Consider the following 25,635-nt stretch of genomic DNA (forward strand, 5'->3'; position numbering starts at 1 on the left):
GAGCGCGTCCTGAAGCGTGTCCTAGGTCTCTTCTTCGCGTCACTGTGTCCGCGAGCTGATTTGCTAAGGCGTTGTTACTCGCGTGGAATGGGGGAGGAGTAGAATGCGGAAAAGCATTCAAAGGTGACAAGATCAAAGAGGTCATAAAGGTGTCAGCAACCCAGTCCCAGCAGTCCAAGAAGAACACCCGAGGGGACGAGGTTGACGTCCTGCTTATCGGTGCCGGAATCATGAGCGCCACGCTCGGCGCGATGATCCGCCAGCTGGAGCCGAGCTGGTCCCAGCTGATTTACGAGCGTCTCGACGGCGCATCCCTGGAGTCCTCCTACCCGTGGAACAACGCGGGCACTGGCCACTCCGCGCTGTGCGAGCTCAACTACACGCCGGAGAAGAACGGCCGTATCGATGTTTCCAAGGCCATCAACATCAACGAGAAATTTCAGGTGTCTCGCCAGTTCTGGTCCCACCAGGTTCTCGAAGGCGTGTTGACGGACCCCACCGCGTTCATCAACCCGGTCCCGCACGTCTCTTTCGCCCAGGGCGACGATCAGATCGACTATCTTCAGCGCCGTTACGACGCGTTGAAGGACAATTACATGTTCCCGGACATGGAGTTCACGACCGACCGCGACAAGTTCGCCGAGGTGCTGCCGCTCATGGCGAAGGACCGCGACTTCGACAAGGAGCCGGTCGCGATCTCCTGGACCACGGCGGGTACCGATGTCAACTACGGTGCGCTCACTAACCAGTTCATCGACCACGCTGGGCAGGTAGGCACGGAGGTCCGTTACGGCCACGAAGTGACCAACATCAAGAAGAAGGGCAACTTCTGGCACGTCACCGCCAAGAACCTGCACACCGGTGAGAAGGAGACCACCCGCGCACGCTTCGTCTTCGTCGGCGCCGGCGGTTACGCGCTGGACTTGCTGCGCAAGGCTGGCGTGCCCGAGGTCCGCGGTTACGCTGGTTTCCCGATCTCCGGTGCGTGGCTGCGTACCACCAACCAGGAACTGGTCAAGCAGCACCAGGCCAAGGTTTACGGCAAGGCGAAGGTCGGTGCTCCGCCGATGTCGGTACCGCACCTGGACCTGCGTGTTATCGATGGCAAGCAGTCCCTGCTGTTCGGGCCCTTCGGTGGCTGGACCCCGAAGTTCCTCAAGAAGGGGTCCTACCTGGATCTGTTCAAGTCCATCCGCGTCGACAACATTCCGTCCTACCTGGGCGTTGCCGGCTGGAACTTCGACTTGGTCAAGTACCTCGTCGAAGAGGTGTTCAAGCCGTTTGAAGGCCGCGTTGAGGATTTGCGCGAGTACATGCCGTGTGCTGACGGCACGGACTGGGAAGAGGTCATCGCTGGCCAGCGCGTCCAGATCATCAAACCGGCTACCCCGCCGCACTTCGGCTCCCTCGAGTTCGGTACCGCGCTGGTTAACGACCAGGACGGCACGATCGCCGGCATCCTCGGCGCTTCCCCGGGTGCGTCTATCGCCCCGGCTGCAATGCTCGAGCTGCTCGAGCGCTGCTTCGGTGAGCGCATGATCGACTGGAGCGAGAAGCTCTACGACATGATCCCGACCTACGGCAAGTCCCTCATGCGTGAGAAGAGCGTTTACGACGAGCAGTGGGCGTACACCCTGAAGACCTTGCGCCTCGACGAGCCTCGGGAGTTTTCCGGCACGACCAGCGCGCACGACTAAGCTATCGGTAGGCGTGATCTAGCGTCAGCTATGTCCCGCAGAAGCTGACAAACGGGATATCGCCTTCGGGCTCGGCCATCCAGTCCGGGCCCGCTTTGTCGTTATAGGGGTCAGCAACGGCTGAGAGCAGCTCAAGGTAGGACTCGACTGTGCCTTCTTGTTCCGCAGCGGTGATAGCCCTCTCCAGCATTTGATTGCGGGGAATGAAGACTGGCCCATCGCGGTGCTCGCGGTTGTAGGCGGTGATGTCCTCAGCGGCAGCGAGAGCGTCCGGATCGAGAATGTGCTTCTCCCAAGCGCTCTCCCAGGTCGGCTCAACTTCCGCGAGCACTTCGCGCAGTGCGTCCTCATTGCTCACGGGAAGCAGCGCCTCGGCGAGGCGGGCGAGGTTCCATGCCATGATGTTGGGCTGGTTGCCAAAGGCGTAGCGCCCACCCCGGTCAATGGAAGAGAACACTGCGTCACCACGGAACTTCTCAGTGAACGCGCACGGCCCATAGTCGATGGTCTCGCCAGACAGGGCGGTGTTGTCGGTGTTCATCACACCGTGGACGAAGCCGATGCTCATCCACTGCGCCACAAGGTCGAGCTGGCGCTGCATGACGGTGGACAACAGGTCCTCCGGATCCTCGAATCCAGCAGCGGCAACCACGTCGCGCACTAGCTCGTGCGAGCGCATGGCCGCGTACTGCACGGAGCCGACACGAAGGTGGCTGCGCGCCACCCGCACCACGATGCCGCCCGGGACGTGCCCCTGCTGGCGCAGCACCGTCTCCCCAGTGTTCAGCACGGCCAGTGAGCGGGTGGTCGGGATGCCCACTGCATGCATGAACTCACTGACCAGGTACTCCCGCAGCATCGGGCCAATCGCACCGCGCCCGTCCGAACCGGGCCGTGAGAACGGAGTCGGGCCGGAGCCTTTGGCCTGGAACTCGTAACGTTCATTCGCGGGATCGGGGTTGGGGAGGAGGAGGGCGCGGCCGTCGCCAAGCACGGGCACGAACTGGCCGAACTGATGCCCGGCGTACGCAATGGCGTGGCCGCCGCTCGCCCCAGTGAGCCACGCGATGCCGTCTGTGCTGCGCAGCCAGGCGGAATCCAAGCCGAGCTCCGCAGCGAGTGGCTCGTTGAGCACCACGATCTGTGGGTCAGGAAAGTCCGCGCCGCGCGCGGGGACGGCCATGTCGGGGAGTGCGTCGACAATGTGAGGCATGGCCCTAGCCTAGACTTGATCGCCATGACGAACGGACACGTGACCCTAGTCGGCGGCGGCCCGGGCGAGTGGGACCTGATCACTGTGCGCGGACTGCGTGCTCTTGAGGCGGCGGATGTGATTCTCACCGACCACTTGGGCCCCACGAATCAGCTTGACCAGTTTCTTGACCTCACCGGCAAAGAGGTCATTGACGTGGCCAAGCTGCCGTACAAAAAGCAGGTCGCACAGGAGCGCATCAACGAGCTGCTGGTCACCCACGCCCAAGACGGCCAGTGCGTCGTGCGGCTCAAAGGCGGGGACCCGTATGTTTTCGGCCGCGGTTTTGAGGAGTTGCAGGCCTGTGCCGCCGCCGGCGTCCCGTGCTCAGTTGTTCCCGGCGTGACCAGCGCGACGTCTGTCCCCGCAGCCGCCGGCGTGCCTGTCACACAGCGCGGGGTCACCCATTCCTTCACGGTCGTCTCCGGCCATCTCGCACCCGGTGACCCGCGCTCCCTGGTCGACTGGGACGCTCTCGGGCGCGTCGGCGGGACCATCGTGGTCATCATGGGCGTGCGCCAGGTGCGCCCCATCACGCGTGCGCTTATCGACGCAGGCCTGCCCCCTTCCACCGCCTCCACCGTCATCCAAGACGGCGAAACCGCAGACCAGCGCCAATTCCGGGCGACACTCGGAGACTTAGCGGATGTCATGGAGCGAGAAGGTGTGACCAACCCGGCTGTGTACGTCATCGGGGAGGTGGCGGGCCTTGAGGTCCTTGGATAGCCTCATCCTCGAGGTCGCCGACCTTTCTACGCCTGGGGCTGTGGTCGTGTGCGACGACCCGACGGGGGACCTCGTTGCTGCCGCCATGGAGACGGGGGTACCGGTGTACTGCGTTGATTCCGACTACACCCGCGCCCACGCCGCCCACGCAGCTGGGGCCGTTGTCGCCGGCATCGACGGCCCTTTGCGTGCCGATGAGTTCCTGGTCTCCTGCGCCCCTGCGGGGGCCGTGGCCGTCGGAGAGATGCCGAAGTCTTTGGGCCGGCTCGACTATCTCGCGCGCTCACTGGCTTCGGCTGGTGTCGGCCGAGTGGTGTTCGGAGGGAACAACAAGCACCTTGCTCGTTCCATGAACGACGTGCTTGCCTCCTCCTTTGCTGAGGTAGCTGCCTCGCGAGGCCGCGGCAAGTTTCGCTGCCTCGTCGCGTCAGGGCCGCGCGATGTTGCCTACTCGCCGGTGGAGGCAGGCGGGTTCACTGCCGTCGGGGGAGTGTTCTCCGGTGCGCGGGAAGACTACGGCGGGGCGCTGCTCACGTCCACGCTCCTGGATTCCAGGGCGGAACTGGGGAAGGTGTTGGATGTGGGGTGCGGGAACGGGAGCGTCGTCAAGCGACTGCTCGAAGCGGGAGTCGATGCGACCGCGACGGACGCTGATGCTGACGCCGTCCTCTCCACGCGCGCGCTGGGGATCGAGGCGACGTGGGACGATGCAGGTTCGCAGTGGGAGGCGGGGACTTTTGACACAGTCGCCCTGAACCCGCCGTTTCATGACCGCGCAGGCGTAGACGCGACGCTGGTCCAACACCTGCTTGATGCCTCCGTGCGTCTGCTAGCGCCTGGCGGTCAGCTATTCATGGTGCATAACTCGCACCTGCGCTACCGCGGCGAGGTCGAGGCGCGGTTGAAGTCCGTGGAGCAGGTGGCGAGGAATCAGAAGTTCACCGTCCTGCGTGGCACTCGGGGCTGAACATCCCCAACTGCGCTTGGCGGGCGGCGGCCTCCGCCGACTGCATGCGCGAATAGTAGGTGTCATTCGACTGATAGACCACAGCGCGCGCTAGCCCCTCTTCGACCAGGAGCTCGTTGATGAAGACGTCCCCGTCGAACACCGCGGCTAGGTCGCGTCCGTACTGGTCCTGGCGCTCCTTATCGTAGACAAGGGTGACTGTTGAGCCGACGGGAGCCAGTTCCTCGAGACGGTGCGCGGCCGCGCTGCCCATGCACTCCTCTGGCTGGCCGTCACGGGCGAGCTCCGGGGCATCGATGTTGAGCAGGCGGAGCCGCAGCCGCTCACCGCTGGAGTGGACGATAAGGGTGTCGCCATCGACAACCCGCTCCACCTGTGCGGTTTCGCCATCGGCCAGAGCCGGGGGCGGAGCGTCTTCCTGCAGCGTCATCTCGAGGACGATGCCAAAGACAATCAACAAGGCGGCGAGAAAACCGAGAGCAGTTTTGCGCATGCTTACCCTTAGATGAACACTGCCACGAAGACGACTACGAATGCAGCCAGCATCAGGAAGGTGCGCTGCCGCACCGGCTTATGAGCCCAGTTCATCTCCACGTTCGCGTTATTGAACGGCGAAATCTGCATCACCATCGGGTCGTTCGGCTCTTTGTACACACCCATTGCGCTGCCATAGCCGAAGTGCTTCTTGCGCTCCACTTCGTCCTCATCGGTAGGCATTTCAGCCAGGACGTTTTGCCATTGCAGCATGCTACGGAAGAGGTTGACCATTGCTGCGCCGATGGCCACGATGAGCACCACAATGCCGACCCCTTCAGGAACCCGGAAAGCGGGCAGGCTCATCGTGATCTGCAGGAAAGCACTCGAGACGGCCACCGCGAGGGCCATCCACGCCATCGCCCGGTCCTGACTTGCCAGGAAACGCGCCGTCTTGTCCGCCGCCGTCTGAGAGAACGGGATGTCGGAACTGTCGGGGACAGGCATGCGTCGATAAGCAAAGGGCGCTTTGGGGCCCGACACCCACAGTGCGAACGTCAACAACGCGGCGAACCACACACCGAACGTCGCCGACTTCACCGATTTCAGATCCGTGCGGTTGACCGTGCCATCAAATCCAGTCTGCATGGGAACCTGGTCGGGAATCTGGTCGAACTGCAGCATGATGAACACGAACGCAGCCAATGAAACCAGCAGAGACGCGATGTAAATGTGCCGGGTGCGCATTGTTTCAGGTTAACAGGGAACCGAAAGGGGGTCGGGAGCGGTCTAACGAGGTAAGGCTGAGTGTTAGGCGGAACCTTGAAGAAGAATCGTGCGGAAGAATTGTTGTGGATGCTCGTGGATGTGCGCGAGGCGTCCCGGGGGAACACAGCGTTGCTGCAGCGGCTCGTGGACGAGGAACTTATCGCTCTCTCCCGCCAGTACGCCATCGAAAGAACAGTCCTTACCAAGCTCAAATACCACGAAAAACAATGGCTCCGAGCAGTAGCGGTGGGAAAAACAATGAACAAGGCTGTCCTCAGCGGAAGGACAGCTGCGCGGGTTCTTGGGATGTGGGTAGTCGCAACCAGCACGGAACAAGCCGAGTTGATGCTGCCGTCCGGAGCAGTGCCGGGGAAGCACAAATGGGGAAGAGGGATCGTATACAGAAAAGGGGCTCCATGCGACACCGAAGTGCTAGACATCGACGGGGTGCGGGTAACCGACCACGTGCGGACCGCCTTCGACATTGCAGTGACTCATGGGTTCAAAGAAGGACTCGTCGCGTTCGACTGGTTGCTAATGACCGGCACGGTGACCAAACGCGAACTCAAGCGGCGCATACAGATGATGCGCGGCCGACGAGGTGTACCAGTCCTACGGCAGATCCTGGTCTACGCAGTAGACAACTCGCAATCGGCCTACGAGAGCTACGCTCGAGCGCTTCTCATCGAGGACGGGATTACCTGCATCCGAACCCAGGTGCAGATCGGACCGTTCACGGTGGACATGATGATAGGCCGCTTGTGCGTCGAAGTGGACGGTGAGGAGAAGTACGACGGCGTCACCTACAAACCGCTAGATGAGACCCTGCGCAGAGAAAGAGATCGAGCCGTCTACATCCAGAATCAAGGCTATCCACTACGGCGGGTTCAGCCAGCTGAGCTCCTCCAGGATCCCGGCGGGTTTGTGAGGATGGTCAGGGAAGCACTGATGGGGATCGAGAACGGTGCTGCGTAGCGGTCTGCGGTCGGTGGTTCGCCGTTGGTGGTTCGCCTTCGATGGTTCGCCGTTCCGCAAAACCCCTGGTCGCGCTAGAAGGCGAACCATGATCGGCGAACCATGATCGGCGAACCGTGCGAGGCTCGCTGGCCGGGCCAGCGTGCGGGCGGCCGGGCCAGTGTGCGGGCTGGCCGGACAAGCGGCTAGCGGGCCGCCGCGATGAGCTCCTGGACGCGGGAAACAATCTCGTCAGCCGGCACCTCGAGGATCTCCCCACCGTTCTCGCCGCCGCGGATGCGCAGCTCGATGATGCCGTCGGCGAACGAGCGCCCAAGGATGACGATGAGCGGCATGCCCAGCAGCTCGGCATCTTTGAACTTGACGCCGGGGGAGACTTTGGGGCGGTCGTCGACAAGCACGTCGATACCGGCGGCCTCGAACTCGCCGACGAGGCGCTCGCTAGCTTCCATCGCAGCGGCGTCCTTGTTCGCCACCGCCAGGTGTACCTGGTAGGGGGCGATTTCGACAGGCCAGACCAGGCCTTTGTCGTCGTGAAGCTGCTCAGCGATCACGGCGAGCATGCGGGTCACGCCGATGCCGTAGGAGCCCATCGTGGGCACGGCGCGCTTGCCGTTCTCGTCGAGGATCTGCACATCCATGGCTTCGGTGTACTTGCGGCCGAGCTGGAAGATGTGGCCGAGCTCGATACCGCGCGCCAGGCGAAGGGTGCCGTTGCCGGTCGGGGAGGGGTCGCCCTCTTTGATCTCTGCGGCTTCGATGTAGCCGTCGATCTCGAAGTCACGTCCGGCGACGAGGCCGACGACGTGCTGCTGCGGAGCATCAGCACCCGTGATCCACGAGGAGCCGGCCACCACTCGCGGGTCGGCGAGCACGCGCACGCCGTTAGCGTTGAGGCCGCGCGGGCCGACATAGCCCTTGACCAGGAAGGACGACTTTGCGAAGTCTTCGTCGGAGGCAAGCTCAAACGTAGCGGGCTCGAGCGAGGCTTCAAGGCGCTTCTCGTCCAAAGCGCGGTCACCGGGCATGAGGATGCCGGTCAGCTGCGGTCCGACAGGCGTTCCATCCTCAGAAACAACGCGCGGGTCATCGATCTTGACCACCATGCACTTGAGCGTGTCAGCGGCGGTGACTTCACGGTCTTCAACAGTCACGCCGGTCGAGTTCGCCCAATCCACGAGCGACTCGATCGTCTCGGACGCCGGGGTTTCGTGGACAACCGCCTCCGGCAGCCCCTCGACCGGACGGTCTGCAGGGGCGATCGTCTGCACAGCCTCCACATTGGCAGCGAAGTCGCCTGCAGTGGACACCACGAAGGTGTCTTCACCGTTGTCGGAGTAGGCGAGGAACTCCTCGGACGCGGAACCGCCCATGGCGCCCGACGTAGCCTGGCAGATCTCGTACTTCAGGCCGACACGGTCGAAAATCGCCTGGTAAGCACGACGGTGAGCAGCGTAGGACTCGGACAGTCCCTCGTCGGTCATGTCGAAGGAGTAGGAGTCCTTCATCACGAATTCACGGCCGCGCAGGATTCCGGCGCGCGGGCGCGCCTCGTCGCGGTACTTGGTTTGGATTTGGTACAGCGTGACCGGGAAATCCTTGTAGGAGGAGTAAAGATCCTTCACAGCGAGGGTGAACATCTCCTCGTGCGTCGGCCCGAGCAGCATGTCCGTTCCCTTGCGGTCCTGCAAGCGGAACAGGTCGTCGCCGTATTCGGTCCAGCGGTTGGTCGCCTCGTAGGGTTCGCGCGGTAGCAACGCGGGGAAGAGCAGCTCCTGGGCGCCGATGGCGTTCATCTCTTCGCGCACAATCTCCTCGATGTTGCGCACGGCCTTCAACCCCAGCGGCAGCCAGGAGTACACGCCCGGCGCGGCGCGGCGAATGTACCCAGCGCGCACCAGCAGCTTGTGGCTGGGCACTTCGGCGTCGGCGGGGTCTTCGCGCAGCGTGCGCAGGAACAGGGTGGAGAGGCGTGTGATCATAAGCTGCAAGTTTAGCGCTAGGGTGTGGGCCATGCTCATCGTGCTCCCACCGTCTGAAACGAAGGCCCCCGGCGGCGAGTCGGACGGCCTCGACGTGTCATTTTCCAGCCTCGATCCGATCCGCCAGGAGATCATGGAGGATCTGGCTGCGCTCGATGTCGACGAGATGATGGCCGCGCTCAAACTGCCCGCGACCAAGCGTGAAGAGGCCGAGGAGAACAGAGCGCTTTTGCGCGCCCCTGTCATGCCGGCCATCTACCGCTACACCGGGGTGCTTTACGACGCCCTCGACGCCGCCACCCTGACCGACCCCGCCGTCTCGCGGATCGCGATCGGTTCAGCACTCTTCGGCGTGGTGATGGGGTCGGACACGATTCCGCGCTACCGACTCTCGGGCGGGTCGAAGTTGCCTGTACGGAAAACTGATGCTGCCGCACAGAAGAACTCGATCCCCACCATGAAGAAGCGCTGGGGCAGCGCGATCACGGATGTCTTACAGGAGCAGGGCTTCGTCGTGGACATGCGCTCCGGTGCGTACCAGCAGCTCGGGCCGGTGCTCGGCGCGGTGACGGTGCGGGTGGAGTCGGTGCAGGAGGACGGCAGCCGAAAGGTCGTCAGCCACTTCAACAAGCACTACAAAGGCGAGCTGGCCCGCGTGCTGGCATCGGCACCGGATGCGGATTCGGTGACGGGTATTCAAGGAGTTGCCGCGATCGCTGAGGCTGCGGGGATGACTGTCGAGATCAGCGACAGAGAGCTCACACTGGTGGTCTGAGCCACTCCGCCACTGTTAAGCCGGTTAAGCGGTGTTGGCGGCGCGCTGGGCGTGCGCCGCCAAATGGATCACCAGTGTGCGCCACTCGGCCGGGGCATCCTCGGTGAACGCGTCGGAGGCAGCTGTGCGCCACCGGTCAACAAGGGTGGCTTCGATGTTGTCCACAAATGCGGCAGCTTCGCCGGGGTTGGTGGGGCCTCCGCCGTCGACCTCATAACCGGGCGCACGCGGGGGAAGCTCGGGGAAGGCGTCGCGCATGGCGTCGATGCGCATGTCGTGAAGCGGACGCAGATTGTCGATGCGTGCCTGGAGATTGTCGTCGGCATACGCAGAGGCGAGATCGAGGCCGAACTGAACGGCATACTCTTCTTTGATCAGCTCGGCGGCGGTCTCTGCCACGGACTCGTCGGCGATGGGTTCCTCCGGCACCGGGAAATCCCAGTCGTCGGATTCGGGAGCGTCCAGGCTGGCAGTGAGGTCGACCGCCTGCGCCACGACCAACGGAACGGACTCGTCGGGAAGCTTGCCGCTCTGGGTGACGAGTGCGTCGGTCAAGGCGACCGCCGCTGCCACATCGTCCTTGGCGCCGGTCGTCTCGCCGGGGCCGCGCTCCACGTCACAGGATGAGGGAGGAAGACCTGCGGAGTCGGTGCCGCAGAGGCGGGTGATTTCGTCGAAAAGCTGGCGGGCGTGGAACTCGCGCATTCCTGCAGCATCCCCATCGAGCGTTCCCGCGTCCGCCTCCGCTTGGCGCGCCAGGGTGAGCAGGTCTCCGTCGGGGTGGGGGCCGAAGACGTAGATAGGCGAGCAGGCGGTCAAGGGCGCCGCCGCGGTGAGAGCTACTGCGGCAAGAGTGCGGGAAAACTTCACGTGGAAGACTGTACCGGCCCGCCCGTACAGTGGTTCTCATGGCATTTCCGGAAGTCGAAGAACTGAAAGAGCTCATCCGCCCCGTCACAGACGCGCGCGGGCTGGACATAGAGGCTGTGCGCACCGTCAAGGCCGGCAAGAAATCGCAGGTGGTCGTCGCTCTCGCGGCTGACGAAGCACCGACGTTGGACCAGCTCGAGGAAGTCTCGGGCGAGCTCAGCGAGCTTTTCGACGCCGCAGAAGCCGCCGGCACCGTCAATTTCGGCGCGGGATACACCCTGGAGGTGACCACTCCGGGCGTGGATCTTCCGCTGACGCAGCCGCGTCACTGGCGGCGCAACCGGGGGCGCCGCGTGAAGCTAGGTGGTGACATCTACCGTGTTGGCCCGCTCGATGACGCGGAGGAAAATGTCGCGTTGATCAGCCCAGCAGCTAAGAAGTCCGACGAACCGGGCGTGCGGGTCGCTCCCATTTCGGATGTGTCGGGTGCGGTGGTAGAAATTGAGTTCAACGCAGCGCCGGAGGCAGAAGTTGAACTGTCCAACATGAGCTTTGCCGACGTGGAGGGCCGTGCGGAGCAATCCGGTGCAGAAGCTGAAGTCAGGAAGGACGACAAGTGAATATCGACATTGCCGCGCTGAAGCAGATCGAGTCGGAGGCAGGAATCCCCGTCGATGACCTGCTGGGAACGATCGCCAGCGCGCTGCTCTTCGCCTACCGCGAGGGCAAAGATGAATTCGGCACTGGCGCAGCGGGGGAGGGCACGAAGGCTCGTGTCGACATTGATACGCAGACCGGTGCCGTGGCCGTCATGGTCAGCGAGCTCGACGACGACGGCAACGTCATCTCCGAGTATGACGACACCCCGGTGAACTTTTCCCGCGTGGGTGCGCAGGCGGTGCGCGACGCGATCCTCAAGCGCATGCGCACGGCCGCCGACAACCGTGCTTACAGTGCGTACTCGGAGCTGGAAGGTCAGGTCGTCTCCGGTGTCGTCCAGCGCGACGCCAGCGCGAACGAGCGCGGCATCGTCGTGGTGCAACTGGGTACGGAATCTGACCCCCAAGACGGCATTCTTTTGCCTGCGGAGCAGATTCCGGGCGAGAAGCTGGAGCACGGCGACCGCGTGAAGTGCTATGTCGTCGGTGTCTCCGGCGGTGACCGCAGGACCACCGTCAACCTCTCGCGGACGCACCCGGAGCTCGTGCGCGGCCTGTTTGCCCTTGAGGTCCCTGAGGTCGCTGACGGCTCTGTCGAGATCGTCGCGATTGCCCGCGAGGCCGGTCACCGCTCAAAGGTGGCTGTCAAGGGTGTGGCCAAGGGCATCAACGCCAAGGGCGCATGTATTGGGCCGCGCGGCGCCCGGGTCACCAACATCATGGAGTCCCTCGGTGGGGAGAAGATCGATATCGTCGACTACTCCGACGACCCGGCTGTGTACGTCGGTAACTCGCTTGCACCATCGAAGGTCGTGCGGGTGGACGTGGTCGACCACGACGCGCAAACAGCCCGCGTGGTCGTGCCGGATTACCAGCTCTCGCTCGCCATCGGCCGCGAGGGCCAGAACGCACGCCTGGCGGCCCGACTGACGGGGTGGAAGATCGACATTCACTCCGATGCAGACCTCAGCGCTGGGCAATAGCGGCTGAGTAACAGTTTTCTGCCTGGGTGGCGTAAGGTAGGACACTGGCTTCTTTCCCGCACGCCCGTGCGGGGTCGGGGCCGCACAAGGGAGTATGAGCGAAAAACATGTACCTATCCGGACGTGCATTGGCACACGCCGTGCACTGCCGGATGCTCGCCTTCTCCGTGTGGTCGTCGCCCCGGATGATCCGTCGCGGATCGTCCCGGACCCGAAGCGGTCCATGCCGGGCCGCGGTGCGTGGCTGACCCCCACGCTGGAAGCGTTTGAGCTGGCGGAGAAACGCCGCGCCTTCGGGCGGGCTCTCCGCGTGTCCGCGCAAGTGGACACAAGCGATGTACGGAAGTACGTAAGTGAAAAGGACTAAAGAACTGATGAGTCTTCAACCATGAAGCAGAAAATGCATCAGCGATGAACGTCATGACCATCGTCTAGAGTCCGGTCGCGTAGCAGCGGCCCGTCTCTAGCCCAACCACGAGGAGACACGTGCCCGGAAAGCTACGCGTTCACGAGCTTGCGAAGCAGCTCGGCGTAACAAGTAAGGAATTGCTCGCCACCCTGAAGGAGGAAGGCGAGTTCGTCAAAACCGCTTCCTCCACCATCGAACCGCCGGTGGTGAAGAAGATGAAGGCGGTTTATGAGGCCCGCGGCGGCGCAGACAGCGGCGACGCGAAGAATGCTAAGGACACCAAGGCCGATTCGGCTGCGAAGAAACCGGCTGCTAAGCCGGCGGCGAAGCCTGCCGCCAAGACGCCTGCCGCGAAGAAACCGGCTGCCCCGAAGTCTGACAGCGCTCAGGCTGAATCTGCCGCGCCGAAGCCGGCAGCTGCAAAGCCCGCCGCGAAGCCGGGGCCGAAGCCCGCGGCACCCAAGCCCGCGTCCAAGCCGGCTGCTGAGAAACCTGCGGACAAGCCCGCTCCGAAGCCGGCAGCGGCGAAGCCTGGCGCACCGAAGCCGGCTGCGAAGCCCGGCCCGAAGCCGGGCGCAAAGCCTGGTGAGGGCGATGCTGGATCCGCCATGCCGCGTCCGATGCCGAAGCCGGGTGGCCGCCCCCGCGTGGCCAATAACCCGTTCTCCTCGAATGCAGGCGGTCCGCGCCCGCAGCCGCGTCCGGGCGGTGGCCCCGGCGGCCAGCAGAAGCGCGGCGGTGGCCAGGGCCAGCGCAGCGGCGGCCAAGGCGCACCGCGCCCGGGCGCACGTCCCGGTGGCGGCGGAGGAGCTCCGAGCCCCGCAGATATGGCGAACCACCCGAACCCGGCACAGATGCCGTCCCGCGCCGCAGGTAAGCGCGGCGGCGGTGCGGGCGGCCGCGGTGGACAAGGCGCCGGTGGTCGTGGCCGCGGTGGCGGCTTCGGCGGTCCCGGTGGCGGACCTGGTGGTCCCGGTGGTCCCGGCGGCGGTTTCCGCGGTCGCGGTGGGCGCCGTGGCGGTACCGCCGGTGCATTCGGTCGTCCCGGTGGTGCACCGGGCAAGCGCCGTAAGTCCAAGGGCCAGAAGCGGGCCGAGTACGAGGAGATGCACGCACCGAACGTCATTGGTGGCGTTCGCCTGCCCGACGGCGGCGGCAAGACCGTCCGCTTGCGTCAGGGTGCGACTCTGACCGACCTGGCTGAGAAGATCGGCACCGAGGCATCGAGCCTCGTGCAGGCTCTGTTCAACCTCGGTGAGATGGTCACCGCGACCCAGTCTGTGTCTGAGGAGACACTGCAGCTGCTGGGTGCGGAGATCAACTACGAGGTGCAGATCGTCTCCCCGGAGGACGAGGACCGCGAGCTTCTCGAGTCCTTCGATCTGCAGTTCGGTGAGGACGAAGGTGGCGAGGAAGCTCTCGAGCAGCGCCCGCCGGTGGTCTCCGTCATGGGTCACGTCGACCACGGTAAGACCCGCCTGTTGGACTCCATCCGCCAGGCCAATGTTGGTAAGGGTGAGGCCGGCGGCATCACCCAGGGCATCGGTGCTTACCAGACCGAGGTCACCCTGGAAGACGAGCCGCGCAAGATCACCTTCCTGGATACCCCGGGTCACGAGGCCTTCACGGCGATGCGTGCCCGCGGTGCGAAGTCGACCGACTTGGCCATCCTGGTGGTCGCAGCCGATGACGGTGTCATGCCGCAGACGGTGGAGGCCATCAACCACGCCAAGGCTGCGGAGCTGCCGATCGTGGTGGCTGTGAACAAGGTGGATAAGGAAGACGCCCAGCCGGACAAGATCCGCGGCCAGCTCACCGAGTACGAGCTGGTTCCGGAGGAGTACGGCGGCGACACGATGTTCATCGACATCTCGGCAAAGCAGGGAACGGGCATCGACGAGCTGCTCGAGGCCGTCCTGCTCACGGCCGATGCAGCGCTCGAGCTGACTGCGAACCCGGACATGGACGCTCAGGGTCTGGCCATCGAGTCCCACCTGGACCGCGGCCGCGGCCCTGTCTCCACGGTGATCATTCAGCGCGGTACCCTGCGCGTCGGTGACTCCATCGTCGTCGGCGGCAACTTCGGCCGCGTGCGCCGCATGGTCGACGAGTGGGGCAACGATGTTGAGGAGGCTGGCCCGTCCCGTCCGGTTCAGGTCCAGGGTCTCAACGGCGTTCCCGGCCCCGGCGACAACCTGCTCGTGGTGGAAGACGACCGTGTCGCGCGCCAGATTGCTGCACAGCGTGATGCGCGTCAGCGCGCCGCGATGCAGGCCCGCCGCAAGAAGCGCGTCTCCCTGGAGAACCTGGACCAGGCGCTCAAGGAGACCAGCACCCTCAACCTCATCCTCAAGGGCGACAACGCCGGTTCGGTGGAAGCCCTCGAGGAGGCTCTGCTCAAGATCGAGGTGGACGACGAGGTGGAGGTCAACATCATCGACCGCGGTGTCGGTGCTGTGACCCAGACCAACGTCTCGCTGGCTGCGGCGTCCGACGCTGTCATCGTGGCCTTCAACGTCCGCTCCGAGGGCAAGGCCACCGAGGAAGCCAACGACGAGGGCGTGGAGATCCGCTACTACTCCGTCATCTACCAGGTCATCGACGATGTCGAGGCCGCTCTCAAGGGCATGCTCAAGCCCATCTACGAGGAGCGCGACCTGGGTGCGGCGGAGATCCGCCAGATCTTCAAGGCCTCTGCTGTCGGCCTCATCGCCGGTTGCATGGTCACCGAGGGTTCGGTCAAGCGCGGTGCGAAGGCCCGTTTGGTCCGCGACGGCAACGTCATCACACCGGACGCGACGATCGATTCGCTGCGCCGCGAGAAGGACGATGTCACCGAGGTGGCCAGGGGCTACGAGTGCGGTATGGTCCTGTCCTACCCGGACATTCAGGTCGACGACATCATCCAGGCCTACGAGATGGTCGAGGTGCCGCGCTCGTAACGTCGAAAAGCAATAATTGCTTATCGACGATTCCCCGGCAGCGCCCCGCGGCGAGAGAGACCCCTCGCGCGCGGGGCGTTGTGCATGCGCGGGGTAGAGTGGTGGCTTGAATTGACGGCAGCTCAACGTGAGTCAAGGAGTGGTTACTGTGGCGGATAACACGCGCGCACAACGACTAGCTAAAAGGATCCAGACGATTGTCGCTAGCGCTATTGAGCGCCAGATCAAGGATCGCCGGCTGGAGCTTGTCACAGTGACCGATGTCCGTGTGACCGGTGACCTCCACGACGCGACGGTGTACTACACGGTGCGCGGCGAGAGCATTGATGATGAGCCTGATTACGACGCTGCTGCAGAGGCACTCACCCGCCACAAGGGACAGCTACGCAAGATTGTCGGTGAGGAGCTGGGCGTTCGGTTCACTCCGACGTTGACGTTTGAGCTGGACACGGTTCCGGAGGCGTCGGCACGCATGGAAGAGCTGCTGGCGCGCGCCCGCGCGCGCGACGAAGAGCTCGCGGAGCTGAAGAAGAACGCGCAACCGGCTGGTGCCGCAGATCCCTACAAGACCCGAGCGGGGGACGAGTAATGGCCGTAGTGCCCGGTTTGTTTGCGCCGGGCGAAGGTGAGTTTGCGGCGGTGGCGCAGCGCCTGCGGGATGCCCCTGTCGTGCATGTGGTGACCCATATTCGCCCGGACGCAGACGCTATCGGGTCCGCATCGGCGCTCGCTCTTGGGTTGCAGTCGATCGGCGTGGAGGCCACCGTGCGCATCGGCCAACGCGAAGCCGTGCCCGAGAACTTGGACTCGATCCCGGGTGTTACCGATGTCATCCTCGGCGAACCGCTGCCCGCTGAGGGCTTGGTAGTCACCACTGACTGCGCTTCGATCGACCGCACTGGGTCCTACCGGTCGGTGATCCAGCAGGAGCGTGACCGCGTCGTGGTCATCGACCACCACGAGTCCAACCCAGGTTTCGGCAGTGTGAACTTGGTCTTGCCGTCAGAGTCCACGACCGTGATCATCCGCGAGCTGTTCGGGCACTTGGGTGTGGAGATCACCCCGGAGATGGCTTACTGCCTGTACGCCGGTTTGGTGACCGACACGGGCAGTTTCCGCTGGGGCACCCCACGGATGCACCTGCTCGCCGCTGAGCTGATGGAGCTGGGTGTGGAACCGCGCTCTGCCGCGATGGCGCTCATGGATGCGGTCTCTGCTGAGGATCTGCGCTTGATGGGTGCTGTCATGGCCGGAATGGAGACCCGTGTGGCCGGCCACCACACCATGTCGGTGCTGGCTATTGATGACGCGCATCTGCACGGCATGAACCAGACCGCTGTGGAATCCATCATCGAGTACTCCCGCGCGCTGACCGGCAGCGACATCGGCGTGGTGTTCAAGGAGCTCCACCCCGGTTATTGGTCGGTGTCGCTGCGCTCCAGCGTGGTGAATGTCGCCGAGATCGCTGCAGCGCACGGCGGCGGCGGGCACATCCCGGCGGCCGGTTATTCGGCCCGCGGTCCTGTCGCAGACGCCATTGATGAGCTGCACGCGACCGTGGCTGCCCTCGACGCGACGGCGCTGTGACCTGTGGTTGAATCACCTGCTGAAACTGTCACTGCGCGCCGAGTTCTCGCCTTGGCGCTGCCTGCGCTTGGTGTGCTTGCGGCCAACCCGCTGTATCTCTTGCTGGACACAGCCGTCATCGGCCGGCTGGGAGCAGGCGAGCTCGCTGCGCTTGCCGCCGGCGCGACCGTCCAGTCGACGGTGACCACGCAGCTGACGTTCCTGTCTTACGGAACAACGGCGCGTTCCTCCCGGTTCTACGGTGCGGGGAAGAAAGAAGATGCCGTGGCCGAAGGCGTCCAGGCGACGTGGGTGGCCATAGGGGTCGGGTTGTTACTGGCCACCATCGTGTGGCTGTTCGCACGCCCGATCGCGTTGTTCCTCACCAACGACCCCGCCACCGCAGACCTTGCTGCGAACTGGATGCACGTCGCCGCCATCGCGATCCCGCTGACGTTGATCATCATGGCGGGCAACGGCTGGCTGCGCGGGATCCAGAACACCAAGCTGCCGTTCTATCTGACTCTGTGCGGGCTCATCCCCGGCGCGGCGGCGCTGCCGCTGCTGGTCAACCGCTTCGGGCTCGTGGGGTCGGCGTGGGCGAATGTGATCGGCATGGGCATCACGGCTGCTGGGTTCCTCATCGCACTGACCCGGTCCCACAACGGCGGGTGGGCTCCCGACTTCGCGGTCATCCGCCGCCAGCTGGTGCTCGGACGTGACCTGATCCTGCGGTCTCTGTCGTTCCAGGTGGCTTTCGTCTCCGCAGCGGCGGTGGCAGGGCGCGTGGGTGTCGCTGCGTTGGCGGCGCACCAGATCATGCTGCAGTTGTGGAACTTCCTCACCCTGGTGCTCGACTCGCTGGCGATTGCCGCCCAGACAATGACGGGGTCCGCGCTGGGCACCGGCCGGGTGCAGGACGCGCGCCGGGTGGGGGAGCAGGTGACCAAACTCTCCGCCGGGTTCGCGTTCCTCCTCGCCGCTGTCTTCGCCATCGGTGGGCCGCTGATCCGCGGGCTATTCACCACGGACGCTTCTGTTCTCGACGTCATGGCCACACCGTGGTGGCTGCTCATCGCCATGATCGTGGCAGGCGGAGTGCTCTTCGCGCTCGACGGCGTGCTGCTCGGCGCCAGCGATGCGGCGTTCCTACGCAACCTCACCATCGGTTCGGTGCTCCTTGGATTCCTGCCCGGCGTACTCATCGCCTACTGGGCTGGCACTGGTCTGACAGGAATCTGGGCGGGGTTGGCCGCGATGATCGCGATCCGGCTCGCTGGTGTCATCTGGCGTTTCACGTCGATGCGGTGGGCGCAGTGAGCAGCGGTTAGAGTGAACTCACCATGACTACCGCGACCAGCACGACCAGCACGCTGTGGGCAGTTTCGGACCTTCACCTCGCTGTGAAAGCGAACCGGCCATGGCTAGATGAAATCCAGCCGCAGGATCCCTCCGACTGGCTCATCGTTGCCGGCGACGTCGCCGAGCGCACTGACCTGGTGGTTCGTGTCATGGCGAAACTCGCTGAGAGGTTCGACACTGTCGTATGGGTTCCGGGAAACCATGAACTCTTCAGCCGCAGTATGGATAGGTACAAGGGGAGGGAGAAGTACGCGGATCTCGTCGCAAAGCTGCGTGCTTTAGGTGTGATCACCCCGGAGGACCCGTACCCCGTTTTCGGGGGCGTGACCATCGTGCCTTTGTTCACGCTGTATGACTACTCGTTCCGCATGCCCACCATGACTGTGGAGGAAGCGCTCGAGTCGGCGCACGCGCAGCAGATCGTACTGACTGACGAAGTGGCTATCGCGCCGTTTGTCGACATTCGTGCGTGGTGCTGGGACCGCTTGGCGTACTCCACCCGCCGGCTGTCGCGCATTGAAGGCGAGACCATCCTGGTCAACCACTGGCCCCTGGTGCAGGAACCGACGAACTACATGATGTTCCGTGAGATCGCGCTGTGGTGCGGCACCCGGCACACGCGCGGCTGGGCCAAGCGCTACAACGCGCGCGCTGTCATTTACGGTCACCTGCACATGCCCGGCGTGCAGCGGATCGACGACGTCGACCACATCGAGGTCTCTCTCGGCTACCCCGAAGAATGGAAGCGTCAGACCAACCGTCCCACGTGGCCGTACCCGGTGATGGAGGTGCAGCAGTGATCGACAAAGAGCTGTTCCCTGACCCGGCGCGGGTGGTGTACATGCGGATCGACGACACCGCAGAGACCACCGACCTGACCAACTACAACGACCTGCATCCAGAGGAGAGGGTGGTGGTCAGCCGGGCCGTCGACATTCGGAAGAGTGAGTTCGGCGATGCCCGCTGGTGCGCTCACCGCGCGCTGCAGGAGCTCGGGTTGGAATCGGCGGGCTCGATCCTGAAGGGTGAGAAGGGAATGCCGCTGTGGCCAGACGGTTACACAGGCTCCCTTACCCACACGGAAGGTTTGCGCGTTGCCGTCGCCGCCCCGTCGAGCGAGTTGCTCTCCGTCGGCATTGACGCTGAGCCCGCCGAGCCGTTGCCCGAAGGCGTGCTCGACCAGATCGCACGCTCAACCGAACGCCACTGGGTGGATAAGCAAAAGTCTGCGGGCATTGCGTGGGCAGACCGCCTGTTGTTCTGCGCGAAGGAAGCGACCTATAAGGCGTGGTTCCCCATGGCGCGGCAGTGGCTCGGTTTCGAAGATGCCGAGATCGAAATCCGCTCCGACGGCACCTTCATCGCGTACCTCCTGGTGCGGCCCACTCCGGTCCCGTATATCCGCGGCCGGTGGGTCGTGCGCGGAGGGTACGTCTACGCCTCGACGTTCGTGCCGGCGTTACAGCGTCGAGGGACGGGCGACAAAGAGCGTCGATAAGCGCTTGCCCTTTTCGCGGACAAGCGCCACGGCGCGGCCATCCGGTCCCACAGCGGCGTGAACGCCGTCGAGCCCGCGCGGCTCGAGCCACTTGCCCATGGCCAGCGCAGCGAATTCGTCAGCGGTGACGTTCAGGACAGGCCACGCAGCGGTGAGTGCTTCATCGAGCGAGAGCGACAACGCGGGGGAGTCCTCGAGCCGCTCGAGCGTGCGCGCGTGCTCCAACGTGAAAGGGCCGACTGCTTCACGGCGCAGCGCCGTCAGGTGCCCACCCACTCCGAGCGTCTCGCCCATGTCCCGGGCGAGCGAGCGGATATACGTTCCCGAAGAGCAGTGCACCCGTGCATCCACGTCGACGAAGGAACCCTCGCGGCGGATGCCGGCGACGTCGAAAGAGAACACTGTCACCGGCCGCGCCGGGATGTTCACCTCTTTGCCTTCGCGGACGAGCTCGTGGGCGCGCTTGCCGTCGATTTTGATGGCGGAGACTTTCGACGGCACCTGCATGATCTCCCCGGTGAGTGCAGTGACCTGTTCCATGATCTGTTCGTCGGTGAGCGTGGACGCGTCGGTCTCAGCGAGGACGTCGCCCTCGGCATCGTCGGTCGTGGTGGACGCACCGAGGCGGATCGTGGTCGCATAGACCTTGTCATCGGCCACCAGGTGCGCAAGCAGCTTCGTGCCGCGCTCAATGCCCGCGACCAGCACACCAGTGGCCATCGGGTCGAGCGTTCCCGCATGTCCCACCTTGCGCGTTCCGAAGAACCTGCGTAGCTGCGCGACCACATCGTGGCTGGTCATTCCTGCCGGTTTATCCACGACGACAATGCCGGAATTCGCCAGCGGATCGGTGTGGTTGGCGGTCTGCGCATCAGAGTTCATGGATCCAACCCTATGCACTACTCTGGCGCGGGTGGATATTTTGTCTGGGCTCGAGGACATTCCCGCTGATCTTAAGGACCCGGTAGTCACCATCGGCGTGTTCGACGGTGTGCACCGCGGCCACCAGATGCTGATCAACCGGGCGGTCGAGCACGCCCAAGCGGCCGGAGTGCCCAGCGTGGTCATGACGTTCGACCCGCACCCCGTCGCCGTGTTCGCGCCCGACCAGACACCGCCTGTATTGCTTCCGCTCGCCGAGCGCGCTCGTCTCATCGCGGACCTCGGAGTGGACTACATGCTCGTCATCGACTTCACCCGGGAGCTCGCAGGAGAGAGCCCGGAGGAGTACTTCGAGTCGGTGATCGTCAATAAGCTGCACGCCTCCCGCGTTGTCGTCGGCGAGAATTTCACATTCGGCGCAGGCGCCTCCGGTACCGCGCAGACCATGCTGGCGCTCGGTGAAAAGTACCGCGTCGACGTCGATGTCGTTTCCTTGCTTTTCGACGGATCCGCCCGCATCTGCTCCACCTCCATCCGCTCCGCCTTGCGCGACGGTGACGTCGCCGGGGCAGCCGAATTCCTGGGGAGGGAATTCTCCATCACCGCCCCGGTGGAGCGCGGTGCCGGCCGCGGCGGGCGCGAACTGGGCTACCCGACAGCGAACCAGTACGTCGCCGATACCGGTGCTGTGCCTGGTGACGGGGTCTACGCCGGCTGGTTCACTGTCCTCGACTCCTCACCTCTCGACGGGGACATGGAACCTGGAATCCGCTATGCGGCTGCGATTTCGGTGGGCACTAACCCGACCTTCGGCGACGATCGCCGCAGCGTCGAATCGTTCGTCCTCGACCGCGATGCCGACCTTTATGACCGTCTCGCCCGCGTGGAGTTCATTGCCAAGGTGCGCGACATGGTCAAGTTCGACTCTGTCGACGAACTACTGGAGAACATGGCCCGCGATGTCGCACGGGTCCGCGACATTCTTTCCTAGCTCGCCTGCGCCTAACGGCTAGTGTGGTGTCCCATGAGCAAAAAGATGATTCTGGATCTGGACACCGGCATCGACGACGCGCTCGCCTTGGCGTACGCCCTCGGTTCCGAGGAAGTCGACCTCATCGGTGTGACCGGCACTTATGGCAACGTGCTGGTGGACACCGGTGTGCGCAACTCCCTTGCCATCCTCGAATTGTTCGGCCGCACCGGCGTGCCGGTCTTTGCGGGACCGGACCACGCGCGTGTGAAGGACTCCTTTGAGGTGCTGGAGATCTCCGAGTTCATCCACGGAGTCAACGGCGTGGGCGAGGCTCAGCTGCCGGAGCCGACTCGCTCGGTGGAGGAAAAGTCCGCGGTGGACTTCCTCGTGGAGTCGGTGGAACAGTACGGAGACGACCTGGTCATTGTCCCGACAGGCCCGTCGACGACGATTGCCGCAGCGATTGAGGCGAGTGAGACCTTCGCTGAGAAAGCCCACATTGTCATGATGGGCGGTGCGCTGACCGTCCCCGGCAACGTGGCACCGTGGGCCGAGGCGAACGTCAACCAGGACCCCGAAGCTACTGATTTGCTCTTCCGCCGGGCGAAGGACGTCACCATGATCGGCCTGGACGTCACCCTGCAGACGTTGCTCACCTACGAAGAGACCGCGAAGTGGGAAGCACTGGGCACCCCGGGCGGAGACTTCTTAGCCGCTGCCACGAACTACTACATCAAGGCCTACGACACCACGGCCCCGCACCTGGGTGGCTGCGGCCTGCACGACCCGCTGGCTGTCGGTGTGGCGATTGACCCGTCGCTGGTGACCACCATCGACATCAACCTCAAGGTCGACACAGAAGGGGAGACCCGCGGCCGCACAATCGGCGACGAGACCCGGCTGAATGACGAGGAGAAGACGGCGCGGGTTGCTGTTGGCGTCGATAAGCAGCGCTTCTTGGATGAGTTCATGCGGCGCATTACCGCGCTTGCCGCGAACTCCTCGCGCAGTGGCGATTAGGATCTCGCGCGGCACGTGCGTTAACATGCTCATTCGGCCGTGAAACCAACGACTGTGGTCCGCAGCAGTCCTTCCCACGGCTAGATCCGATGATTGCGGACTGAAACAAACAAGGAGAAACACTCATGGCTCTTTCCACTGAGAAGAAGACTGAAATCCTCAAGGAGTACGGCGTCCACGAGACCGACACCGGCTCCCCGGAGGCTCAGGTCGCACTGCTGACCGAGCGCATCAACAACCTGACCGAGCACCTGAAGACCCACAAGCACGACCACCACTCCCGTCGTGGCCTGCTGCTGCTCGTCGGTCGCCGCCGCGGTCTGCTGAAGTACCTGCGCGAGAACAACGTTGAGCGTTACCGTGACCTCATCGCTCGCCTGGGGCTGCGCCGCTAAGCCCACGCGCTGAAGTGCACAGCGCCTCGTGCCCAGTTCGTCTGAACTGGGCATTTTTCATGCCCACCTGGTAGTATGCCGGGGTGTTGCAAGTCAAACATGCGGCGGCACCGATGATCGCCGAATCAACCCCCCAGAAAGGGATCTTTTGAGCAAGAACAAGCACACCCCGGACAACGCTGTTGAGGTCAATGTCGACGAGGAGTTCGGGATCACCGAATCCGTCGCTGTTCTGGACAACGGTGACTTCGGTGAGCGCACCATCCGTTTTGAGACGGGCCAGCTGGCACGCCAGGCTGGCGGGTCGGTGACGACCTACCTCGACGATGACACGATGCTGCTGTCCACTGTGACCGCATCTAATCAGCCGCGCGAGGGTTTTGACTTCTTCCCGCTGACCGTCGACGTGGAAGAGCGCATGTACGCCGCGGGCAAGATCCCGGGCTCCTTCTTCCGCCGCGAGGGCCGTCCCTCCACCGAGGCTATTCTGGCCTGCCGCCTGATCGACCGCCCACTGCGCCCGACGTTTGTGAAGGGCCTGCGCAACGAGGTGCAGGTTGTGGTCACGGTCATGAGCTGGAACCCGGAGGAGTACTACGACGTCGTTGCCATCAACGGTGCATCCGCCGCCACGCAGCTGTCCGGCCTGCCGGTCTCGGGCGCTGTCGGTGGTGTGCGCATGGCGCTCATCGCCGATGACCAGCACCCGGAGGGCCAGTGGGTCGCGTTCCCGAACCACGAGCAGCACGAAGCCGCTGTGTTCGAGATGGTCGTTGCCGGCCGCATTGTGGAAAAGAAGAAGGGCCGGAAGAAGGTCCAGGATGTCGCGATCATGATGGTCGAGGCAGGTGCGGGCGCTAACGCCGTGAAGCTTATCGACGGTGGCGCTCCCGCCCCCACCGAGCGCACCGTCGCCGAGGGCCTGGAGGCTGCTAAGCCCTTCATCCAGACTCTGTGCGAGGCGCAGAACGCTTTGGCAGACAAGTCTGCGAAGGAAACCCAGGACTTCCCGCTGTTCCCGCCGTACTCCGACGAGGTCTTCGACGCTGTGGAGAAGAAGGCGTCCAAGAAGCTGTCGAAGCTCTTGACCATCCCGGGCAAGCACGAGCGCGATGACGCGACCAACGAGTACATGGAAGAGATCGAGGCGGATCTGCTCGAGACTTTCGCTGGCGAGGATGCAAGCAAGGAAATTCGCGCCGCATACAACGCGGTGATGAAGCAGATCGTCCGCGACAAGATCCTTTCCGAGGGCTTCCGTATTGACGGCCGCGGTGTCACCGACATCCGCGACCTCGAGGTCGAGGTCGAGCTCATCCCGCGTGCGCACGGCTCCTCCCTGTTCGAGCGCGGCGAGACCCAGATCCTCGGTGTGACCACCCTGGACATGCTGAAGATGGAGCAGCAGCTGGACTCCCTCCACCCGGAGACATCCAAGCACTACATCCACCACTACAACTTCCCGCCGTACTCCACCGGTGAGACTGGCCGGGTTGGCTCTCCGAAGCGCCGCGAGATCGGCCACGGTGCTCTCGCCGAGCGCGCCCTGATTCCGGTCATTCCTTCGAAGGAGGACTTCCCGTACACGATCCGCCAAGTGTCGGAGGCTCTCGGCTCAAACGGATCGACCTCCATGGGTTCTGTTTGTGCCTCCACGCTGTCGCTGTACAACGCTGGTGTGCCGCTGGCTGCTCCGGTGGCCGGCATCGCCATGGGCCTTGTTTCTGGTGAGGTCGACGGTGAGACCAAGTACGTGGCACTGACCGACATCCTCGGTGCTGAGGACGCGTTCGGCGACATGGACTTTAAGGTCGCTGGTACGTCCGAGTTCATCACTGCTTTGCAGCTGGACACCAAGCTCGACGGTATCCCGTCCGATGTTTTGGCCAGCGCTCTGGATCAGGCCAAGGAAGCCCGCGAGACCATCCTGGACACCATGGCTGAGGTCATCGAAGGCCCGGATGAGATGAGCGCGCTCGCCCCGAAGATCACCACGGTGCGCGTCCCCGTTTCCAAGATCGGTGAGGTCATCGGCCCGAAGGGCAAGACCATCAACCAGATCACCGAGGACACCGGCGCTGACGTCTCCATCGAGGATGACGGCACGATCTACGTGTCCGCCGCTACCGGTGAGGCTGCTGACGCTGCGATCGAACAGATCAACTCGATTGCCAACCCGCAGCAGCCGAAGGTGGGGGAGCGTTACTTGGGCACCGTGGTCAAGACGGTCGCGTTCGGCGCGTTCGTCTCGCTCACCCCGGGCCGCGACGGCTTGGTGCACATCTCCAAGCTCGGCGGCGATAAGCGCATTGAGAACGTCGAGGATGTGGTCAACGTCGGCGACAAGATCGAGGTGGAGATCGCGGACATCGACAACCGCGGCAAGATCTCGTTGGTCCCGGTCTCTGAGGACGAAGACGAGAACTAAGCCGAAAACAAAGTCCCTCCGATCCGGCTGAT

The 25,635-nt window shown here is 64.0% G+C and carries 24 protein-coding genes; 18 read left to right on the forward strand and 6 right to left on the reverse strand.

All coding sequences use genetic code 11. The features are described 5' to 3' along the window. Positions 1 to 149: 149 nt before the first annotated feature. Complete coding sequence (gene mqo / locus KBX17_RS02675) at positions 150 to 1,697, forward strand: malate dehydrogenase (quinone) (protein WP_256018424.1); 1,548 nt, start codon at positions 150 to 152, stop codon at positions 1,695 to 1,697. A 28-nt stretch (positions 1,698 to 1,725) separates the two neighbouring features. Here the strand turns inward: mqo and KBX17_RS02680 are convergent, their stop codons facing one another. Beyond that, on the reverse strand, positions 1,726 to 2,910 hold the full coding sequence (locus KBX17_RS02680) for a protein adenylyltransferase SelO family protein (protein ID WP_256018428.1): 1,185 nt from the start codon (positions 2,908 to 2,910) through the stop codon (positions 1,726 to 1,728). Between the two features lie 24 nt (positions 2,911 to 2,934). Here KBX17_RS02680 and cobA point away from each other — a divergent pair, with 24 nt between their 5' ends. Together cobA and KBX17_RS02690 are read left to right on the forward strand one after the other, a co-directional pair. Beyond that, positions 2,935 to 3,675: a uroporphyrinogen-III C-methyltransferase gene (gene cobA, locus KBX17_RS02685; RefSeq protein WP_256002556.1), complete on the forward strand. Its 741-nt coding sequence runs from the start codon at positions 2,935 to 2,937 to the stop codon at positions 3,673 to 3,675. After that, a complete protein-coding gene (locus KBX17_RS02690) occupies positions 3,659 to 4,642 on the forward strand; it encodes a class I SAM-dependent methyltransferase (protein WP_256002558.1) in 984 nt (327 codons plus the stop codon). Before cobA ends, KBX17_RS02690 begins: the two co-directional genes overlap by 17 nt. On the opposite strand, the gene KBX17_RS02695 is transcribed toward KBX17_RS02690, so the two are convergent. Beyond that, a complete protein-coding gene (locus KBX17_RS02695) occupies positions 4,614 to 5,135 on the reverse strand; it encodes a thermonuclease family protein (RefSeq protein ID WP_256002559.1) in 522 nt (173 codons plus the stop codon). The genes KBX17_RS02690 and KBX17_RS02695 overlap by 29 nt on opposite strands. A gap of 8 nt (positions 5,136 to 5,143) precedes the next feature. Next, on the reverse strand, positions 5,144 to 5,863 hold the full coding sequence (locus KBX17_RS02700) for a DUF1648 domain-containing protein (RefSeq protein WP_256002561.1): 720 nt from the start codon (positions 5,861 to 5,863) through the stop codon (positions 5,144 to 5,146). A gap of 75 nt (positions 5,864 to 5,938) precedes the next feature. On the opposite strand from KBX17_RS02700, the gene KBX17_RS02705 reads away from it, so the two are divergent. Further along, the gene (locus tag KBX17_RS02705; protein WP_256018430.1) at positions 5,939 to 6,859 is read left to right on the forward strand and encodes a hypothetical protein; all 921 of its coding nucleotides are present in this window, start codon (positions 5,939 to 5,941) and stop codon (positions 6,857 to 6,859) included. Positions 6,860 to 7,044: 185 nt separating this feature from the next. On the opposite strand, the gene KBX17_RS02710 is transcribed toward KBX17_RS02705, so the two are convergent. Then, positions 7,045 to 8,841 (reverse strand): proline--tRNA ligase, encoded by a 1,797-nt coding sequence (locus tag KBX17_RS02710; RefSeq protein WP_256018431.1) that lies wholly within the window; start codon positions 8,839 to 8,841, stop codon positions 7,045 to 7,047. A gap of 31 nt (positions 8,842 to 8,872) precedes the next feature. Between KBX17_RS02710 and yaaA the strand changes: the two genes are divergently transcribed. After that, positions 8,873 to 9,616: a peroxide stress protein YaaA gene (yaaA, locus tag KBX17_RS02715; RefSeq protein ID WP_040423630.1), complete on the forward strand. Its 744-nt coding sequence runs from the start codon at positions 8,873 to 8,875 to the stop codon at positions 9,614 to 9,616. A gap of 24 nt (positions 9,617 to 9,640) precedes the next feature. On the opposite strand, the gene KBX17_RS02720 is transcribed toward yaaA, so the two are convergent. Continuing rightward, the gene (locus KBX17_RS02720) at positions 9,641 to 10,486 is read right to left on the reverse strand and encodes a hypothetical protein (RefSeq protein WP_005289725.1); all 846 of its coding nucleotides are present in this window, start codon (positions 10,484 to 10,486) and stop codon (positions 9,641 to 9,643) included. 38 nt (positions 10,487 to 10,524) lie between these two features. Here KBX17_RS02720 and rimP point away from each other — a divergent pair, with 38 nt between their 5' ends. From rimP to KBX17_RS02765, 9 genes are all read left to right on the forward strand, one after another. After that, positions 10,525 to 11,106, forward strand: coding sequence for a ribosome maturation factor RimP (gene rimP, locus KBX17_RS02725; protein ID WP_040423632.1), 582 nt, complete (start codon positions 10,525 to 10,527; stop codon positions 11,104 to 11,106). Next, positions 11,103 to 12,128 carry a transcription termination factor NusA gene (gene nusA / locus KBX17_RS02730; protein WP_005289728.1) on the forward strand — a complete coding sequence of 342 codons (1,026 nt, stop codon included), beginning with the start codon at positions 11,103 to 11,105 and terminating at the stop codon, positions 12,126 to 12,128. Before rimP ends, nusA begins: the two co-directional genes overlap by 4 nt. A gap of 94 nt (positions 12,129 to 12,222) precedes the next feature. Continuing rightward, the gene (locus tag KBX17_RS02735) at positions 12,223 to 12,495 is read left to right on the forward strand and encodes a YlxR family protein (protein ID WP_040423635.1); all 273 of its coding nucleotides are present in this window, start codon (positions 12,223 to 12,225) and stop codon (positions 12,493 to 12,495) included. Between the two features lie 119 nt (positions 12,496 to 12,614). Next, complete coding sequence (gene infB / locus KBX17_RS02740) at positions 12,615 to 15,479, forward strand: translation initiation factor IF-2 (RefSeq protein ID WP_256018433.1); 2,865 nt, start codon at positions 12,615 to 12,617, stop codon at positions 15,477 to 15,479. Positions 15,480 to 15,627: 148 nt separating this feature from the next. Further along, positions 15,628 to 16,068 carry a 30S ribosome-binding factor RbfA gene (gene rbfA / locus KBX17_RS02745; protein ID WP_255998342.1) on the forward strand — a complete coding sequence of 147 codons (441 nt, stop codon included), beginning with the start codon at positions 15,628 to 15,630 and terminating at the stop codon, positions 16,066 to 16,068. Further along, entirely contained in the window at positions 16,068 to 17,066 is a 999-nt protein-coding gene (locus KBX17_RS02750) for a bifunctional oligoribonuclease/PAP phosphatase NrnA (RefSeq protein WP_256018434.1), read from the forward strand. Before rbfA ends, KBX17_RS02750 begins: the two co-directional genes overlap by 1 nt. A gap of 3 nt (positions 17,067 to 17,069) precedes the next feature. Beyond that, complete coding sequence (locus KBX17_RS02755; RefSeq protein ID WP_256018436.1) at positions 17,070 to 18,365, forward strand: MATE family efflux transporter; 1,296 nt, start codon at positions 17,070 to 17,072, stop codon at positions 18,363 to 18,365. Between the two features lie 23 nt (positions 18,366 to 18,388). Then, complete coding sequence (locus tag KBX17_RS02760) at positions 18,389 to 19,207, forward strand: metallophosphoesterase (protein WP_256018437.1); 819 nt, start codon at positions 18,389 to 18,391, stop codon at positions 19,205 to 19,207. Continuing rightward, the gene (locus KBX17_RS02765; RefSeq protein WP_005289741.1) at positions 19,204 to 19,905 is read left to right on the forward strand and encodes a 4'-phosphopantetheinyl transferase; all 702 of its coding nucleotides are present in this window, start codon (positions 19,204 to 19,206) and stop codon (positions 19,903 to 19,905) included. The genes KBX17_RS02760 and KBX17_RS02765 overlap by 4 nt, the downstream gene beginning before the upstream one ends. Here KBX17_RS02765 and truB read toward each other — a convergent pair. Next, entirely contained in the window at positions 19,867 to 20,787 is a 921-nt protein-coding gene (gene truB, locus KBX17_RS02770) for a tRNA pseudouridine(55) synthase TruB (protein WP_005289742.1), read from the reverse strand. The genes KBX17_RS02765 and truB overlap by 39 nt on opposite strands. Between truB and KBX17_RS02775 the strand changes: the two genes are divergently transcribed. The 4 genes from KBX17_RS02775 to KBX17_RS02790 all read left to right on the forward strand — a co-directional run bounded on the left by KBX17_RS02775 (position 20,786) and on the right by KBX17_RS02790 (position 25,603). Continuing rightward, positions 20,786 to 21,778 (forward strand): bifunctional riboflavin kinase/FAD synthetase, encoded by a 993-nt coding sequence (locus KBX17_RS02775; RefSeq protein ID WP_005289744.1) that lies wholly within the window; start codon positions 20,786 to 20,788, stop codon positions 21,776 to 21,778. The two genes, truB and KBX17_RS02775, sit on opposite strands and share 2 nt — an antisense overlap. 33 nt (positions 21,779 to 21,811) lie before the next feature. Then, a complete protein-coding gene (locus tag KBX17_RS02780) occupies positions 21,812 to 22,780 on the forward strand; it encodes a nucleoside hydrolase (RefSeq protein ID WP_005289745.1) in 969 nt (322 codons plus the stop codon). A 125-nt stretch (positions 22,781 to 22,905) separates the two neighbouring features. Continuing rightward, entirely contained in the window at positions 22,906 to 23,175 is a 270-nt protein-coding gene (gene rpsO, locus KBX17_RS02785) for a 30S ribosomal protein S15 (protein WP_005289747.1), read from the forward strand. 124 nt (positions 23,176 to 23,299) lie between these two features. After that, positions 23,300 to 25,603, forward strand: coding sequence for a polyribonucleotide nucleotidyltransferase (locus KBX17_RS02790; RefSeq protein WP_050748872.1), 2,304 nt, complete (start codon positions 23,300 to 23,302; stop codon positions 25,601 to 25,603). The last annotated feature ends 32 nt before the right edge of the window (positions 25,604 to 25,635 follow it).

The organism is Corynebacterium sp. CCUG 65737 (genome assembly GCF_024454115.1).
In the GTDB taxonomy this organism is placed as follows: domain Bacteria; phylum Actinomycetota; class Actinomycetes; order Mycobacteriales; family Mycobacteriaceae; genus Corynebacterium; species Corynebacterium genitalium.